This is a genomic window from Microbacterium sp. NPDC058021 (genome assembly GCF_042885955.1).
GTDB lineage: Bacteria > Actinomycetota > Actinomycetes > Actinomycetales > Microbacteriaceae > Microbacterium.
In genome coordinates, this window is the sequence record NZ_JBHVRF010000002.1 from 608,409 (window position 1) to 623,123 (window position 14,715).

At 72.7% G+C, this 14,715-nt stretch carries 7 protein-coding genes; all 7 read left to right on the forward strand.

Annotated elements, in window-relative coordinates; genetic code table 11:
* Positions 1-12 precede the first annotated feature (12 nt).
* The 7 genes from ACFVR6_RS06440 (at position 13) to ACFVR6_RS06470 (ending at position 14,687) form a co-directional block, all read left to right on the forward strand.
* A complete protein-coding gene (locus ACFVR6_RS06440; protein WP_386960021.1) occupies positions 13-1,590 on the forward strand; it encodes a dolichyl-phosphate-mannose--protein mannosyltransferase in 1,578 nt (525 codons plus the stop codon).
* A 34-nt stretch (positions 1,591-1,624) separates the two neighbouring features.
* Positions 1,625-2,599, forward strand: a complete 975-nt coding sequence (locus ACFVR6_RS06445; RefSeq protein ID WP_386960024.1) for an FHA domain-containing protein — start codon at positions 1,625-1,627, stop codon at positions 2,597-2,599.
* Between the two features lie 123 nt (positions 2,600-2,722).
* On the forward strand, positions 2,723-3,865 hold the full coding sequence (locus ACFVR6_RS06450; RefSeq protein WP_386960028.1) for a serine/threonine-protein kinase: 1,143 nt from the start codon (positions 2,723-2,725) through the stop codon (positions 3,863-3,865).
* A 1-nt stretch (position 3,866) separates the two neighbouring features.
* A complete protein-coding gene (locus ACFVR6_RS06455) occupies positions 3,867-9,806 on the forward strand; it encodes an Ig-like domain-containing protein (RefSeq protein WP_386960031.1) in 5,940 nt (1,979 codons plus the stop codon).
* Between the two features lie 38 nt (positions 9,807-9,844).
* Complete coding sequence (locus ACFVR6_RS06460; protein WP_386960034.1) at positions 9,845-10,810, forward strand: AAA family ATPase; 966 nt, start codon at positions 9,845-9,847, stop codon at positions 10,808-10,810.
* Positions 10,807-12,162, forward strand: coding sequence for a DUF58 domain-containing protein (locus tag ACFVR6_RS06465; RefSeq protein ID WP_386960037.1), 1,356 nt, complete (start codon positions 10,807-10,809; stop codon positions 12,160-12,162). The genes ACFVR6_RS06460 and ACFVR6_RS06465 overlap by 4 nt, the downstream gene beginning before the upstream one ends.
* Positions 12,159-14,687 (forward strand): transglutaminase domain-containing protein, encoded by a 2,529-nt coding sequence (locus ACFVR6_RS06470; RefSeq protein WP_386960039.1) that lies wholly within the window; start codon positions 12,159-12,161, stop codon positions 14,685-14,687. The genes ACFVR6_RS06465 and ACFVR6_RS06470 overlap by 4 nt, the downstream gene beginning before the upstream one ends.
* Positions 14,688-14,715: the final 28 nt, after the last annotated feature.

The window sequence follows — 14,715 nt, forward strand, 5'->3', positions numbered from 1 at the left end:
AAGGTGGTGTGCGTGACCGCCGAGCCACTGCTTCCCACGGTGCCGACGTGGTACGACCGGGTGTCGACCCGCATCGCCGGCGACGATCGGCTGCGGCGCCGGCTCGGGTGGATCGTGCCGCTGGTGATCACGTTCGTCGCCGGCATCCTGCGCCTGTGGAACCTCGGCCACCCCCACGAGATCGTCTTCGACGAGACGTACTACGTCAAGGACGGCTGGAGCCAGTGGAACCTCGGCTACCCCGCCACCTGGCCGGAGGATGCCGACGCCGCCTTCGCCGCGGGAGACACCGACGCGTTCACGGGCGTGGGCAGCTACGTGATCCATCCGCCGCTGGGGAAGTGGATCATCGGCGCCGGGATGGCGCTGCTGGGACCCGACTCGTCGGTCGGCTGGCGCATCGGGGTGGCCCTGGCGGGCACCGCCGCCGTGCTCGTCCTCTACTTCGTGGCGCGCGCGCTCACCGACTCGCTCGTGTTCGCCGCGATCGCCTCGGGCCTCATGGCCGTCGATGGTCTCGCGATCTCGATGAGCCGGGTGGCGCTGCTGGACACGCCCCTGATGCTCTTCGTGCTGCTGGCGTTCTGGTTCGCGCTGCTCGACCGCCGGGGGCACCTGGACCGCCTGGCGGCCGTGGTCGCCGACCGCGGCGACCACGGCCCGCTCACGTGGGGTCCGGTGCTGTGGAATCGGCCCTGGCTGGTCGCTGCGGGCACCGCCGCCGGCGCCGCAGCGGCGGTGAAGTGGTCGGGTGCGTGGGTGCTGGCCGCGATCGGCATCTACGCCGTCGTGACCGACGCGCTGGCGCGGCGGCGCCTGGGCGTCTGGCAATGGCCGATGGATGCCGTCCGCCAGGGGGCCGCGGCGTTCCTGCTCCTGGTGCCCGCGGGCGCGGCGGTGTACCTCGCGTCGTGGACGGGCTGGCTCGTCACCGACGGCGGCTACGGTCGCCACGCCGTGGACGCCACGCCGGCGACCGGGGTGTGGGCGTGGGTCCCGCTGCCGCTGCAGAACCTGTGGCGCTACCACGAGGGCATGTACGCCTCGGCCGCCGGGATGGAATCCGCCCACGGCTATGCCAGCCCCGCCTGGCAGTGGCCGCTGCTGCTGCGGCCGACGTCGATGTTCGCCGAACGCACCGCCGACGGCGAGGCCGGATGCGCCGCAGCGAACGGCTGCATGGCGGTGGTCTACAGCATGCCGAACCCCCTGGTGTGGTGGGCGGGCGTGGCCGCGGTGCTCTTCCTCGTGTACCGCTTCATCGTGGCCCGCTCGTGGCAGGCGGCGTTCATCCTCACGGCCATCGCGGCGACGTACGCACCGTGGCTGTTCTACCCCGAGCGCACGATCTTCCAGTTCTACACGATCGTCATACTGCCGTTCCTGCTGCTGGCCCTCGCCCTCGCGCTGCAGGCCATCGCCGCGCCACACGAGCCCGATCCGACCCGGAGACTCGCCGCCCGGCGCGTGGTCGCGGTGTTCCTCGTCGCCGCCGTGCTGATGTCGGCGTTCTGGTACCCGAGCGTGACGGCGATGAGCGTGCCCTACGACTTCTGGCGCCTGCACAACTGGATGCCGGGGTGGATCTGACGGGTCCGGTCCGTGCCCCCGTAGGGTGGGTTGCGTGTTCACCTACAACGTCCCGTCCGAGACGGATGCGGCGGGCTTCGCGATGGTCGCCGACCGCTTCCTGCTCGTGCTCGCCGGTGAGGTCGGTGACCGGTTCGCCCTGGAGCTGTGGACGATCCTCTCCGGCGGCGACGCGGCCCTCGAGGATGTCCTGGCGGCGCTGGCCGGTCGCGGCATCGAGCACCTCCCCGACTTCGCACTGGTCGAACTGGTCGACGCACGCACGAGCTCGGTGAGCGTCGCCGTGCGGGGCGCGGCCACCGCGCGGGTGCACGGTCCGGAGACGAGCACCCTCGACGGCGCCGGCGTGGGCACGTGGGTGGAGGGCTCAGCGCAGCATGTGTCGAGCATCGCCCTGACCCTCAGCGGTGCGGCCGGCGGGGCGCTGCTCCCGCTCGGCCGGGGCGTCGTGCGCGCCGACCGGCTGCAGTGGGGGTCCCCTCCCGCCGACTCCCGTCCCGAGCGCACGCCGGCGGCACCGGAAGCCGACGTGCCCGCGTGGGCAGCCGGCCTCGACGACGACCCCCTGACGACGACGGCGATGGACCGCGCCGCGCTGGCCGAGATGGTCGCCGGCATCGCCGATGACCGCACGCAGCTCGGCACGGTGCGACGCCGCGGACCTCAGCAGCCCACGCGCCGATTCGTGCTGACCCTCGACAGCGGGCGGGTGCTGGAGCTGGATCTCCCCGTCGTGCTCGGACGGGCGCCGCAGCCCGCCGCGCATCCGGGGGCACGACTGGCCGCACTGGTGTCCCCGCGACGCGAGGTGTCGGGCACCCACGTGGAACTGCGCCTCGACGGCGACCAGCTGCTGGTGCGCGACCTCGAATCCACCAACGGCACGGTGGTGCGACACGCCGACGGCTCGGCCATGCTGCTGCGCGGTGGGGCGACGGCCCGGCTGACCGAGGGGGCGACCCTGGATATCGGGGACGGAAATGTAGCACGATTCCACGCCGTACAGTGAGGCCGGATCGTGATTTCCGAGGCTTCCGAGGCTGTGTTAGAAACTTCTAAGGCTGCTGGTATCCGGGGGGACCAGCGTCGATGCCCCCTCCCCCATCGACTTCCACGTAGGTGAGGTGAGCGGATGGCCAACAGGCTCCCCTCTGCCCCGCCCGTGCTCGCCGGTTTCACCTATGTGAGGCCGCTCGGAACCGGTGGTTTCGCCGACGTCTTCCTGTTCGAGCAGAACCTGCCCCGTCGCCCCGTCGCGGTGAAGGTGCTCCTCGAGGACATCGTCGATGAGGGCCTCTTGCGCATGTTCAACGCGGAAGCCGACGTGATGGCCCGGTTGAGCTCGCATCCGTCGATCCTCACCATCTACGAGGCGAGCATCTCCGCCGACGGCAGGCCGTACCTCGTCATGGAGTACTGCCCCACCTCGCTGACCAACCGCTACCGGCGCGAGGTGATGCCGGTGGCCGAAGTGCTGCAGGTGGCGGTCAAGATCGCCTCGGCACTGGAGACCGCGCACCGCTCCGGGCTGCTGCACCGCGACATCAAGCCCTCCAACATCCTCGTCACCGCCTTCGGCTCGCCCGTGCTCAGCGACTTCGGCATCGCCGCAGCCGTGAACGGGCGCGCCGGCACCGATGAGGTCTTCGCGATGAGCGTGCCGTGGAGCGCGCCGGAGATCGTCGACGAACGGGTGTCCGGCTCGATCCCCGCGGAGATCTGGGGCCTCGGGGCGACGGTGTACTCCCTGCTGGCAGGGCGCAGCCCGTTCGAACGCGCCGGCAGCGGGCAGAACTCGCGCGACCAGCTGAAGGCGCGCATCCGCAAGGCCGCCTACACGCCGATCGGCCGCCCCGACGTCCCCGCCCGTCTCGAGTCCGCCCTCGCGCGATCGATGAGCAAGGATCCGGACGCGCGGTACGCCACGGCCGCCGAGTTCGCCCACGAGCTGCAGCTCGTGCAGCACGATCTGGGCCTGCCCCACACGGCGCTGGACGTCGCGGTGGACGAGTGGGCGATGGCGGGCACCGCGATCGACTTCCAGGACGACCGCGCCCGCGGGCCGGTGCGGCCGAGCGTCGAGCGCGTGTCGCGCCGACCTCCCCGGGCGACGCCGCAGCGTCGCGCCCGCGATGAGGGCACGGTGCTGGCCGGTTCCCGTCCGCGACGGCGCACCGGAATCTCCGCGCGCATCGTCTTGCTCTCCTCCGCCGCCGCCGTGCTCGTCGCGGGCGGCGCGGTGACCACCGTCCTGCTGCTGACCGGCGGGCGCTGACATGTCCACTCCCACACCTCGCCGCGCGCGTCGAGGCAACTGGCTCGGCGCGGCGGCCGTGAGTGCCGTCGTCGCCGTCGTCGCCACGCTCGCCGTGGTGTGGCCCGGCTACGACGCCCAGCAGACGCCGCTGGACGACGCCACGGTGTGGGCGATGCAGAACGGGGCGGGCAACGGCTACGCGCGGGTGAACCTGGAACTGGCGGAGCTGGACACCGTCAAGCAGGTCGAGAACGGCAGCGCCCTCGCCCAGACCGACAGCCGGCTCTTCGTCTTCAGCGACGGCGGCACGCAGTTCGCCGACGTCGACATGGCCACCCCGCCCGACCTCACCGCCGATGACGACGACGCGTTCGCGGCGACGCCCGCCGGCACCGCCGAGGTCGTGGCCGCCGGCGACTTCCTCGCCTACCGCACCGAAGCCGGCGCCGTGTACGGCGCGACCCTCTCCAACGCGGGCCGCACCGCGAGCGTCGACCCCTACGCGGAGGTCAGCGTCGAGGAGGGGCAGGAGCGCCCCCGCTTCGTCGCGACGGCGGTCACGGTCGACGCCGACGGCATCCTCTATGCGTACTCCGCCGCCGAGGGACGCGTCCTGCGCGCCGAGGCCGCGACGGGGCGCATCCTCGGCGAGGACGCGACCGCCCGCGCTCCCGCCGACGCGCAGCTCACCGCCGTCGGCGGCACATGGGCGCTGCTGGACGAGTCGACCGGTGGCCTGCAGGTGCGAGACCGCGCCGAGGAGGCGGCCACCGGCACCGGCGCCGGCGCGGTGCTGCAGCAGGCCGCCACCGGCGGCACCGGTGTCTACATCGCCGATGCGCAGGGCCTGGTGCAGGTCTCGCTCGACACGCTGACCGCGGCGCGCGTGCACAGCGACACCGGGCTGGGCACGGCCGTCGCACCGGCGGTGCTCGGGGACACGGTGTTCGCCGCGTGGCTGCCCGAAGGCAGTGCCGGCGGCACGCTGTGGTCCAGCGCCTCGGGAGAAGCCGTCGACCTGGACTACGCCGGCACGGACATCGGCGAAGGCCTGGATCCGGTCTTCGTGGGCAACGGCTCACGCCTCGCCCTCAACGAGCGCCGCTCCGGGTGGGTGTGGACCGTTCCCGACGGGCAGCTGGTCCCCTCCTCGCAGGCGTGGGACCTCGAGGAGCCGACCGAGGTCGAGCAGCAGAACGAGGTGGAAGCGGAGCGCGTGCTGGATCCGAAGCCGCCTGTCGCGGTCGACGACGCGTTCGGCGTGCGCGCCGGGTCGGTCGCGGTGCTCCCGGTGCTGCTGAACGACCACGACCCCAACGAAGACGTCCTGAGCATCGACCCCGCCTCGCTGGAGGGTCTGGATCCCGCCTTCGGCACGGTCTCGCTCGCGGGCGCGCAGCAGCAGCTGGTGCTGCAGGTGGCCGACGACGCGAGCGGTTCGGCGACCCTGCGTTACCGCGCGACCGACGGCACCACGACCGGCGGGCTGCTGTCGGATGCCGCCACCGTCACCATCACCGCCGTCCCCGACACGCAGAACACCGCTCCGGTGTGGTGCGGGGTCGACGGATGCCTGGCCACCTGGCCGTCCCCGACCGTCGCACCCGGTGGCACCGTGAGCGTGGACGTGCTCGACGGGTGGGTCGATCCGGAGGGAGACCCGATCTACCTCGCCGGCGCGGTCAACGACCCGGCCACGGGAGGTGCCGTCACGGCAGCCCCGAACGGCACCGTCACCTACCAGCATCCGGATCCGAACGCCGCCGAGGCCGTCACCGTGACGCTCGGGATCACCGTCTCCGACGCGCGCGGCGCCACGGCCGAACGCCCGCTGAGCATCGCCGTCACCCCCACTCCCGACCTCGTGGCGGAGTCGTTCGCCATCGTCGGCGTGGTCGGCGAACCGGTCGCGGTGGACATCGCCCCGTACGTCACCGGGTCGACCGGGGTCCTCACCCTCAGCAAGGCCGTCGTCCTGGACGAGGCACGCTCCACCGTGACCGCCAACGCGACGGGGCTGAACATGGTGTTCAGCGCGAACGAACCCGGGTCCTACCTCGTGCAGTACACCGTGCGCGATGACCGCGGCGAAGTGAGCGGCACCGTGCGGGTGACGATGACGTCCCCCGACGCGGCGACGATCTCGACGCCGCCGCTGACGGCCTTCGTGCGGCCCAACGAGGATGCCACGGTCGACGTCTTCCCCGCCGTCACCAACCCGGCAGGTCTCGTGCTGCTGGTCAGCGACATCCGCCCGCAGAGCGACGCGCTCGCCTCGCTCAGCGTCGATCTGGTCGGCCAGAGCATGCTGCGCGTCAGCGGCTCGACCGACGACGGGCAGCCCGGCCGGCTCGGAGTGGTGCGCTACACCGTGTCGGACGGCACGGGCTCGGCCCGCACCAGCGCGCAGGGCGAACTGACGGTCATCCTGCTCCCGTCCCCCAGCGCCGACCCGCCGATCGCCGTCGACGACGCCGTCACGGTGCGCGCCGGGGCGCAGATCGACATCCCCGTGCTCGCCAACGACAGCGCCCCCGCCGGCGCGCTGATCGCGGTGGACCCCTCCCGCGTCGTCAACGAGAGCGGTGCGGGGCTCGCGTTCGCCTCGAGCCGGGTGCTGCGCTACCTCGCGCCCCGTGAACCGGGCGTCTACGGCCTCGGGTACACCATCTTCCGTCTCGGTTTCCCCGACGTCGTCGACTCCGCCCGGGTGGTGGTCACCGTCGTCGGCGACGACACCAACCAGGCGCCGGTCCCGCGCACCCTGGAGGGTCGCGTGCTCAGCGGTGCGACGGTGCGCATCCCGTTCTCCTCGTTCGAGGTCGATCCCGACGGCGATGCCGTCCTGCTGGACAGCATCACCACGCAGCCCGAGCAGGGCTCGGCGACGATCTCCGCCGAGGGCGACGCGATCGTCTACACCAGCCCCGCGGCCTTCAGCGGCCAGGTGCGCTTCGGCTACCAGGTGCGCGATGCGCAGGGGGCCACCGGTGTCGCCGAAGTGCGCGTCGGCGTGCTCGACACCCAGTCCGACCCGAGCCCGGTCACCTACAGCGACTACATCCAGATCCAGGCGGGCGAGACCGCCGAGGCCGTCGTGCGCCCGGGCGACAACGACGTGGACCCCGGCGGCGGTGAACTGGAGTTGGTGTCGGTGGAGCCCAACGCCCCGCGCGACTCGGACGAGTTCGCCGCGCTGCAGTCCCGGCTCGGCCCCATCGACGACGACCAGGTCACCGTGCGCGCCGGCAGCGAGCTGGGGACGTACTCGTACACGTACACGGTGCGCAACGACGCCGGCGACACCGCGATGGGCCTCATCGTGGTGAAGGTGGTGCGGGCACCGGTGCCCGATTACCCGATCGTGCGCGACACCGCCCTGACGATCGAGACGCGCGAGGCGTTCCCCCGCGGCGTGGACGTGCTCAGCGGCAAGGTCTCGTGGAACGCCGGCGACGTCTCGGGTCTGAAACTGTCGCTGTGGGGGTCGCACCCCGGCATCGAGGTCGACGGCTGGGAGATCTCCGGGGCGATCCCCGACGAGACGCTGCTCATCCCGTTCGAGGTCTCCGGCACCGCGTTCGACGGCACCGAGGTGAGCTCCTACGGGTTCCTCCGCGTCCCGGGCGACCGCGATGTGCGGCTGAGCCTGCGCAGCTCGATGTCGTCGCTGGACGTGCGCGAGAAGGAGCAGGTCGAACTGGACCTGGCCCAGGCCGTCGCCGTGCCCGCCGGCCAGCAGCTCGTCGTGGGCAGCGCCGTGCGCGCCGGCGGCGCCCGCGCAGAGGCATCCTGCACCCTCACCTCCGGCACCACGATCCGCTACTCCGCCGGCACCGGCGCCCCCTGGACCGACACCTGCGTCGTGCCGGTGAAGCTCGAGATCCAGGACGAGTACACCTTCCTCACGGTGCGCATCGATGTGGAGGCGGAGATCCCGCAGCCGGTGCTGCGCAGCGCCTCGATCGGGGTGAGCCCGGGAGCCACCGTCGAGTACGACCTGCGCGACATGGTCGGCTGGACGGGCAAAGAGGACTGGGATGCGGTGCAGTACGCCGCGGCCTACCGGGGCGACCAGTTCGTCGTGACGCAGGAGGGCTCGCGCGTCTCGATCGCTGCGAACGACACCGCGCGCCCCGGTCGCGAGGAATCCGTCACCGTGACCCTGCCGAGCCACCGCGATACGCCGGCGGCCAGCCTCATCCTCACCGTGGGCCCGGCGCCCTCGACGCTGCCCAAGGGCGGCAGCGCCGTGCAGCGCTGCTCGCAGACCGGCGGCGCCACCTCGTGCACGATCCCCGTCATCGGCGCGGCGGGCGAGGTCAACCCGCTGCCGCGGACGCCGCTGACGCTCGTCTCGGCGACGGGCCCGGGCAACTGCGCCGGAGTGAGCTTCACCCGCGCCGGCGACACCGCGGTGCGCGCCACGTGGGCGGCCGATGCCGCCGGCGCGGCTGACTGCACGGGTTCGTTCGTCGTGCAGGACGCGCAGGGACGTCAGTCCAGCGGCGACCGCAACGGCCAGGTGATCCTCGATCTGCAGGGCCTGCCCGCCAATCCCGCACGGCTGAACTGGACCGGCTTCACCGCGACGAGCGTGACCCTGCGCGTCATCTCGGATGCCGCGTCCTACCCCGCCGTCGAGGGCTACCGCATCACGACCGGCGGCCGCGTGGTCGCGACGTGCTCGGCGTCGGGCGAGTGCCCCGCGATCGAGGCGCCCACGGGCGAGCACATCGCCTACGAGGCGCGCGCGTTCAACGCCGTCGGCGAATCCCGCGGCGCAGTGGGCACCACGGCCTGGGCGTACCGCTCCCCCGCCGCTCCCACCGGCGCCACGTTCACGCCGACCCCCAACGGCACCGACGGCGGTGTCGCCACGATCACGGTGACCGGCATCGACGGGTCGGCCGGCTCCGTCCGCCTCACCGGCGGCACGGGGGGCGAGGTCACCGCCCCGGTGCTCGGCGGCACCGCGACGTTCCGCGACTACGTCATCGGCTCCAACGCCCCCACCACACTCACCGCGACACCTCTCACCCGCTTCGAGCTGCCGTCGATCCCCGGTGGTTCGCAGACCGGCGGCTCGTACTCGTTCCAGGCGTACGGCATCGGCTCACCGGGGCTGGACCTGACGGTCGTCGGGTCCACCGACGGCGAGCGCACCGTGACCGCGTCCGCGCGACTCACCGCCAACGGTGTCGGCAGCGACATCCTCGTGGGGTTCACCACGGGCGGCCGCTGCACTCCCACGCAGGGGGTCGGCGCCGGTGGCGGCACGGCGACGCAGGTCTTCGAGCGCCAGGACCTGTGGCGTCCCGTCACCGTGACCGCCTGCGCCGTCACCGTGCGCGACGGGGTGCGATTCGGTGGCACCGAGGCGACCGGGGTGGCCACGCCGATCTCCGGCATCTCGGCGCCGACAGGGCGCACGCAGTACTCGATCGCCGCGGCGCCCACCGTCAGCGGGAGCACCTACACGTGGGACCGGTTCACGAGCGTTCCCGACCTCACGGTCGACCGGGCGTTCGAACTCCGCTATCGCGCAGGCTCCACCGACACCACGGACTTCCGCGCGCTGTTCACGCTGGGGAGCAACCCAGGGCCCATCCAGGCATTCGCCTGCATCGGACTCTTCGGCTGCAGCGCGCCCGGCGTCGACATCACGCCCACGGGCGCCGCGTACACGGCGCGGGCGAGCTTCCCCACGACGTGCCTCAGCGGCGAGCCCGCGCCGGGCGCGACGGTCGAAGCGTCGGGCACGGGAGACTACGTCGTGACCGTGACGACGACGACGGATGCCGCCGACGTCGACACCCACACGTACGCCCTGACGTGGCGCGGCGCGCTCACCGGGCTGGACGGCGCCACCCACACACTCACCTGTGATCCGCCTCCCGCGCCGCCGGCGCCCGCCCCGGTGCCGCCTCCGCCGCCGCCGGGCGAGACCACCCCCTGACCGGCGCCCGACGCTCCCCACCCCCTCGAGAGGACCCCATGACCATCACCGCCGAGCAGACCGCCTGGTTCCAGGAGACGTTCGCCCAGCTCGTCGACAACGTCGAGCAGGTCGTGCTGGGCAAGCGTCACGTGATCGAGCTGGCGTTCACCGCGATGATCTCCGAAGGGCATCTCCTGCTGGAGGACTTCCCCGGCACCGGCAAGACCTCGCTCGCCCGCGCCATGGGGCAGAGCGTGCAGGGCACGAGCACGCGCATCCAGTTCACCCCCGACCTGCTCCCCGGCGACGTCACCGGCATCACCGTCTACGACCAGCGGCGGGGGGAGTTCGAGTTCCACCAGGGCCCGGTCTTCGCCAACATCCTGCTCGCGGACGAGATCAACCGCGCGTCCCCCAAGACGCAGTCGGCGCTGCTGGAGGTCATGGAAGAGGGACACGTCACCGTCGACGGCGTCACCCGCCCCGTCGGCGTGCCGTTCCTCGTCGTCGCGACGCAGAACCCCGTCGAGCAGGCGGGCACGTATCGCCTCCCCGAGGCGCAGCTGGACCGCTTCCTGCTGAAGACGTCGCTGGGCTACCCCGACCACGCCTCCACCGTGCGCATCCTCGAGGGCACCGGCACGGTGCGCCGGGAGGTGGAGCCCGTCATCACCCCGCAGGGGGTGGTGAGCATGGCCGACGTCGCCCGCGACGTGTACCTCAACCCGCTCGTGCTGGACTACATCGCCCGCATCGTGGAGGCCACCCGTCTTGCCACCGAGGTGCGCCTGGGTGTGAGCGTGCGCGGCGCCATCGCGCTGACGAAGGCGTCGAAGACGTGGGCCGTCGCGCATGGACGCGGGTACGTGACCCCCGACGATGTGAAGGCCCTCGCCGAGTCGGTGCTCGCCCACCGCCTGATCCTCGACCCCGAGGCGGAGTTCGACGGGGTGACGGCGGGAGCGGTGATCGGTCAGGTGATGCTCGACACCATGCCCCCCAGCCAGCGGGATGCCGTGTGACCATTCCGTCCGAGTCCCGCCTCACCCGCACCGCCGAGTCGACCGGCACCGCCCACGCGCACACCCGGTACGCCACCGCACGCTCGACGACGGTGCTGGCGGTGCGCGGTGAGCGCGCCTGGCGCCGGGCGCGGCAGACCGTCGTCACGGCGTGGCGCGCGGTGGCGGGCACCGTCACGGTGGCGGGGTGGCTGCTGCTCGCAGCCGCGGCGGTGGGGCTCGCTCTCGGAATCACGTTCGGCTGGCTCGAATTCGCCGTCGCCGGGGTGATCGCGGCGGCGCTGCTGGTGCTGTCGGTGCCGTTCCTGTTCAGCGCGCGGTCGTACGACGTGGACCTCGGCCTCGACCACGACCGCGTCGTCGCCGGCACCCAGGTGCACGGCACGCTGCGGGTCACCAACATCGGTCGCGGCATCGCCCTGCCCGGTCGCATCGACGTGCCCGTGGGCGAAGGCCTCGTCGACGTGTACGTGCCGATCCTCCGCAGCGGCCACACGCACGTGCAGGAGGTGCTCGTGCCGACCCACCGCCGCGGCGTCATCACGGTCGGCCCCGCCCACACCGTGCGCGGCGACCCCCTCGGCATCCTCAAGCGCGAAGCGACGTGGGACGACACGCACACGCTGTACGTGCACCCCGTCACGACCACCCTGCGCAGCACCAGCACCGGTTTCATCCGGGACCTGGAGGGGTCGGCCTCGCGCACCATCGTCGACGCCGACATCTCGTTCCACGCGATCCGTCCGTACGTCCCCGGCGACGCGCAGCGGCAGATCCACTGGAAGTCGACGGCCAAGACCGGCACGCTCATGGTGCGCCAGTATGAGGAGACCCGGCGCTCGCGCATGGTGATCGCGCTCGCCCTCGCCGAGGGCGAGTACGGCAGCGACGACGAGTTCGAGCTCGCCGTGAGCGCCGCCGGATCCATCGGCATCCGCGGCATCCGCGATGGGCGGGACGTCGATGTGGTCGTCGGCGGCGAAGTGCCCGAGTTCGCCCGCAGCACCGTGCGCACGATCCGTGAACTGGCCACCGTGAGCACGCGGACGCTCCTGGACGATCTGGCCGGGGTCGAGCGCACCGCGCTCGTGGCCCCCCTCACCGGTGTCACCTCCCTCGCGCGCGAGACCCACCCCGACGCGTCCATCGCCTTCCTGGTGTGCGGGTCGGCGCAGACCGCCCGCTCGCTGCAGGCCGCCGCCCTGGCGTTCCCCGCCGAGGTCGCCGTCGTCGCCGTCGTCTGCAACCCCGAAGCCGAACCCGGCTTCCGCCGCCTCGGCACGATCTCGGTCATCTCGATCGGGCTGCTCGACGACCTGCGCCAGCTGCTCGCCCGCGGAGCGCAGTCGTGAACGCCACCCCGTCGCTGCGCCGGCGCTCCCGCGGCCGCACCTCGACGGTGTCCGTCGGATTCCTCATCATCAACGCCGTCGTACTGGACGCGCTGTTCGTCGTGGGGGCGGTGGCGGTCTGGCCGATCTACCGCGACTCGGCATTCGTCGTCGTGGTGGCCGCGGCACTCGTCCTCGCCCACCTCATCGCGTGCGCGGGGCTCCGCTGGCGCTGGTCGGGGTGGTGGGTGGCCCTGGCCGCGATGGGCACCTACCTCGTCGTGGGCGTCCCTCTGGCCTCCCCCGCCTCCCTCACCCGCCTCGACGCGCTGCTGCCGGCGCTGCTGGGCGTCGTCACGGCGCCGATCACCGGGTGGAAGGACCTGCTCACCCTCGAACTCCCCCTCGGCAGCTACCAGACGACCCTCGCCCCGGCGCTCCTGCTCTTCCTCGGCATCCCCACAGCCGCCCTGTCCCTCGCCTGGCGCGCGACGCAGCTGTGGGTGCTGTCTGCGCCGCTCGGACTCGTGCTGACCGCCTTCGGCGTGCTGTTCGGCGCCCGTTCGCTGAGCGCGCCGGTGATCGGCGGGGTGCGCGTGCCCGGTGCGCTGGAAGTCTTCGTGGGCGCCGCGGCGATCCTGCTCGCGCTCACGTTCACCGTCTGGCGCACGGTTCACCGGCGCCGGCGGGCGCTGCGCTCGGCGGAGGTCGCCAGCGGCGTGCGGACGACCGGCCGCACCGGATCGGCCGTGGCCGGACGCGTGGGCATCGCGTCGGGCATGATCGTCCTGGCGCTGACCGCCGGCGCGCTGATCGCGCCGTGGGCGATCGCCGGCCAGCCGCGCGATGTGCTGCGGGCGGGCATCGACCCGCGCATCGAACTGGCCGGCCAGCTCAGCCCGCTGTCGCAGTACCGACAGTTCTTCACCGACGAGCAGTTCGACACCGTGCTGTTCACCGTCGAGGGTGCCGAAGGCGCCGACCGGGTGCGCCTGGCGACGCTGTCGTTCTTCGACGGCCAGGTGGCTCGGGCCATCGACCCCGCCGCCGGGGTCGCCGACCAGACGACGGCGTTCGTGCGCGTGCCAGCATCGCTGCCCGCGCCGCCGGACACGACCCCCAGCACCGCCGAGGTCACCGTCGGAGCGTACGAGGGGATCTGGGTGCCCACCGTCGGCTCCCTCACCTCGATCGTCTTCGAAGGCGGTGGCAGCGGCGACCGCGCCGACGGATTCTTCTACAACGCCGAGACGCGCATGGGCATCGCCCTGCCCGAGCCGGGCCTCGTGCCGGGCACGGTCTACCGTCAGCGGGGCGCCGTCGAAGGCGAGGCTCCGCCGCTGGCCGAGCTCACCCCCGGCCGCGACACCCCGCAGCTGCCTGCGACCATCGTCCCCGAGAGCGTGACCGACTGGATCGCCGCGCAGGAGGCTCCCACCGGCGGCGAGGGCCTGCAGGTGCTCATCGATCGGCTGCGCGCGCGTGGCTTCCTCAGTCACGCGCTCGCGGTCGACGCCGAACAGCCCGCGCAATGGACCACGGCGCTCGGCGACTACGCCTTCGAACCGAGCCGCGCCGGCCACTCCACCGACCGCATCGACCGGCTGTTCACGGCGCTGCTGGACCGGCAGAACGAGATGGGCGGTGACGACGACGCCGCGCTCGTGGCCGGCGTCGGCGACGATGAGCAGTTCGCGGTCGCCGCGACGATGATCGCAGACCAGCTGGGGTTCGCCTCGCGGATCGTCCTGGGGGCGCGGCTCGTGGATGCCGGCGACACCGGCGCCGTGCCCGCGTGCGTCGCCGGCGAGTGCCGCGGCGCGAACATGTCGGCGTGGATCGAGGTGCAGGATGCCTCCGGACTCTGGGTGCCGGTCGATGTGACGCCGCAGCACGAGGTGGGGATGCGCCCCGACCTCGAGCAGCGACGGGACCCGCAGAACCCGACCGAGGTGCGCCAGGAGGTGGCAGAGCCGGTGCTCCCCGCCGAGGCCAACCCCGCCGACAGCGGGGAACGCGACGAAGACGACACCACGACCGAGACCGACCTGTCCGCGCTGTGGACGGCGCTGCGCATCGCCGGCATCAGCCTGCTCGGCCTCGTCGTGCTGGTGGGACCGTTCCTGCTGGTGGTGCTCCTCAAGGCACTCCGCCGCCGTACCAGGCGGGGCTCCCCCGACGCGGTCGACCGGTTCACCGGCGGCTGGGACGAGTACGTCGACACCGCCGTGGACCACGGCTATCCGGCGCCGCGCACGCAGACGCGCTCCGAACTGGCCGCCGGCTACGCGAGCGAGGCGGGCGGTGATCGCGGCGCACTCCTGGCCGAGTGGACCGACCGCTCGGTGTTCGACGTGGCGGAGCCCACGGCCGACGACAGCGCGCGCTTCTGGGAGATCGTCGACGAGGAACGGCAGCGGTTCGCGGGCGAAGCGGGCTGGTGGGCGCGGCTGCGGGCGCGGCTGTCGCTGCGGTCGTTCGCACGTTCGCGGCGCACGCCCGCGAGGCGACGGACAACGACGAGGCCCGGGCGTGATCGCCGCTAGGGTGTCCAGGGCGATGCGCTCCCCCACG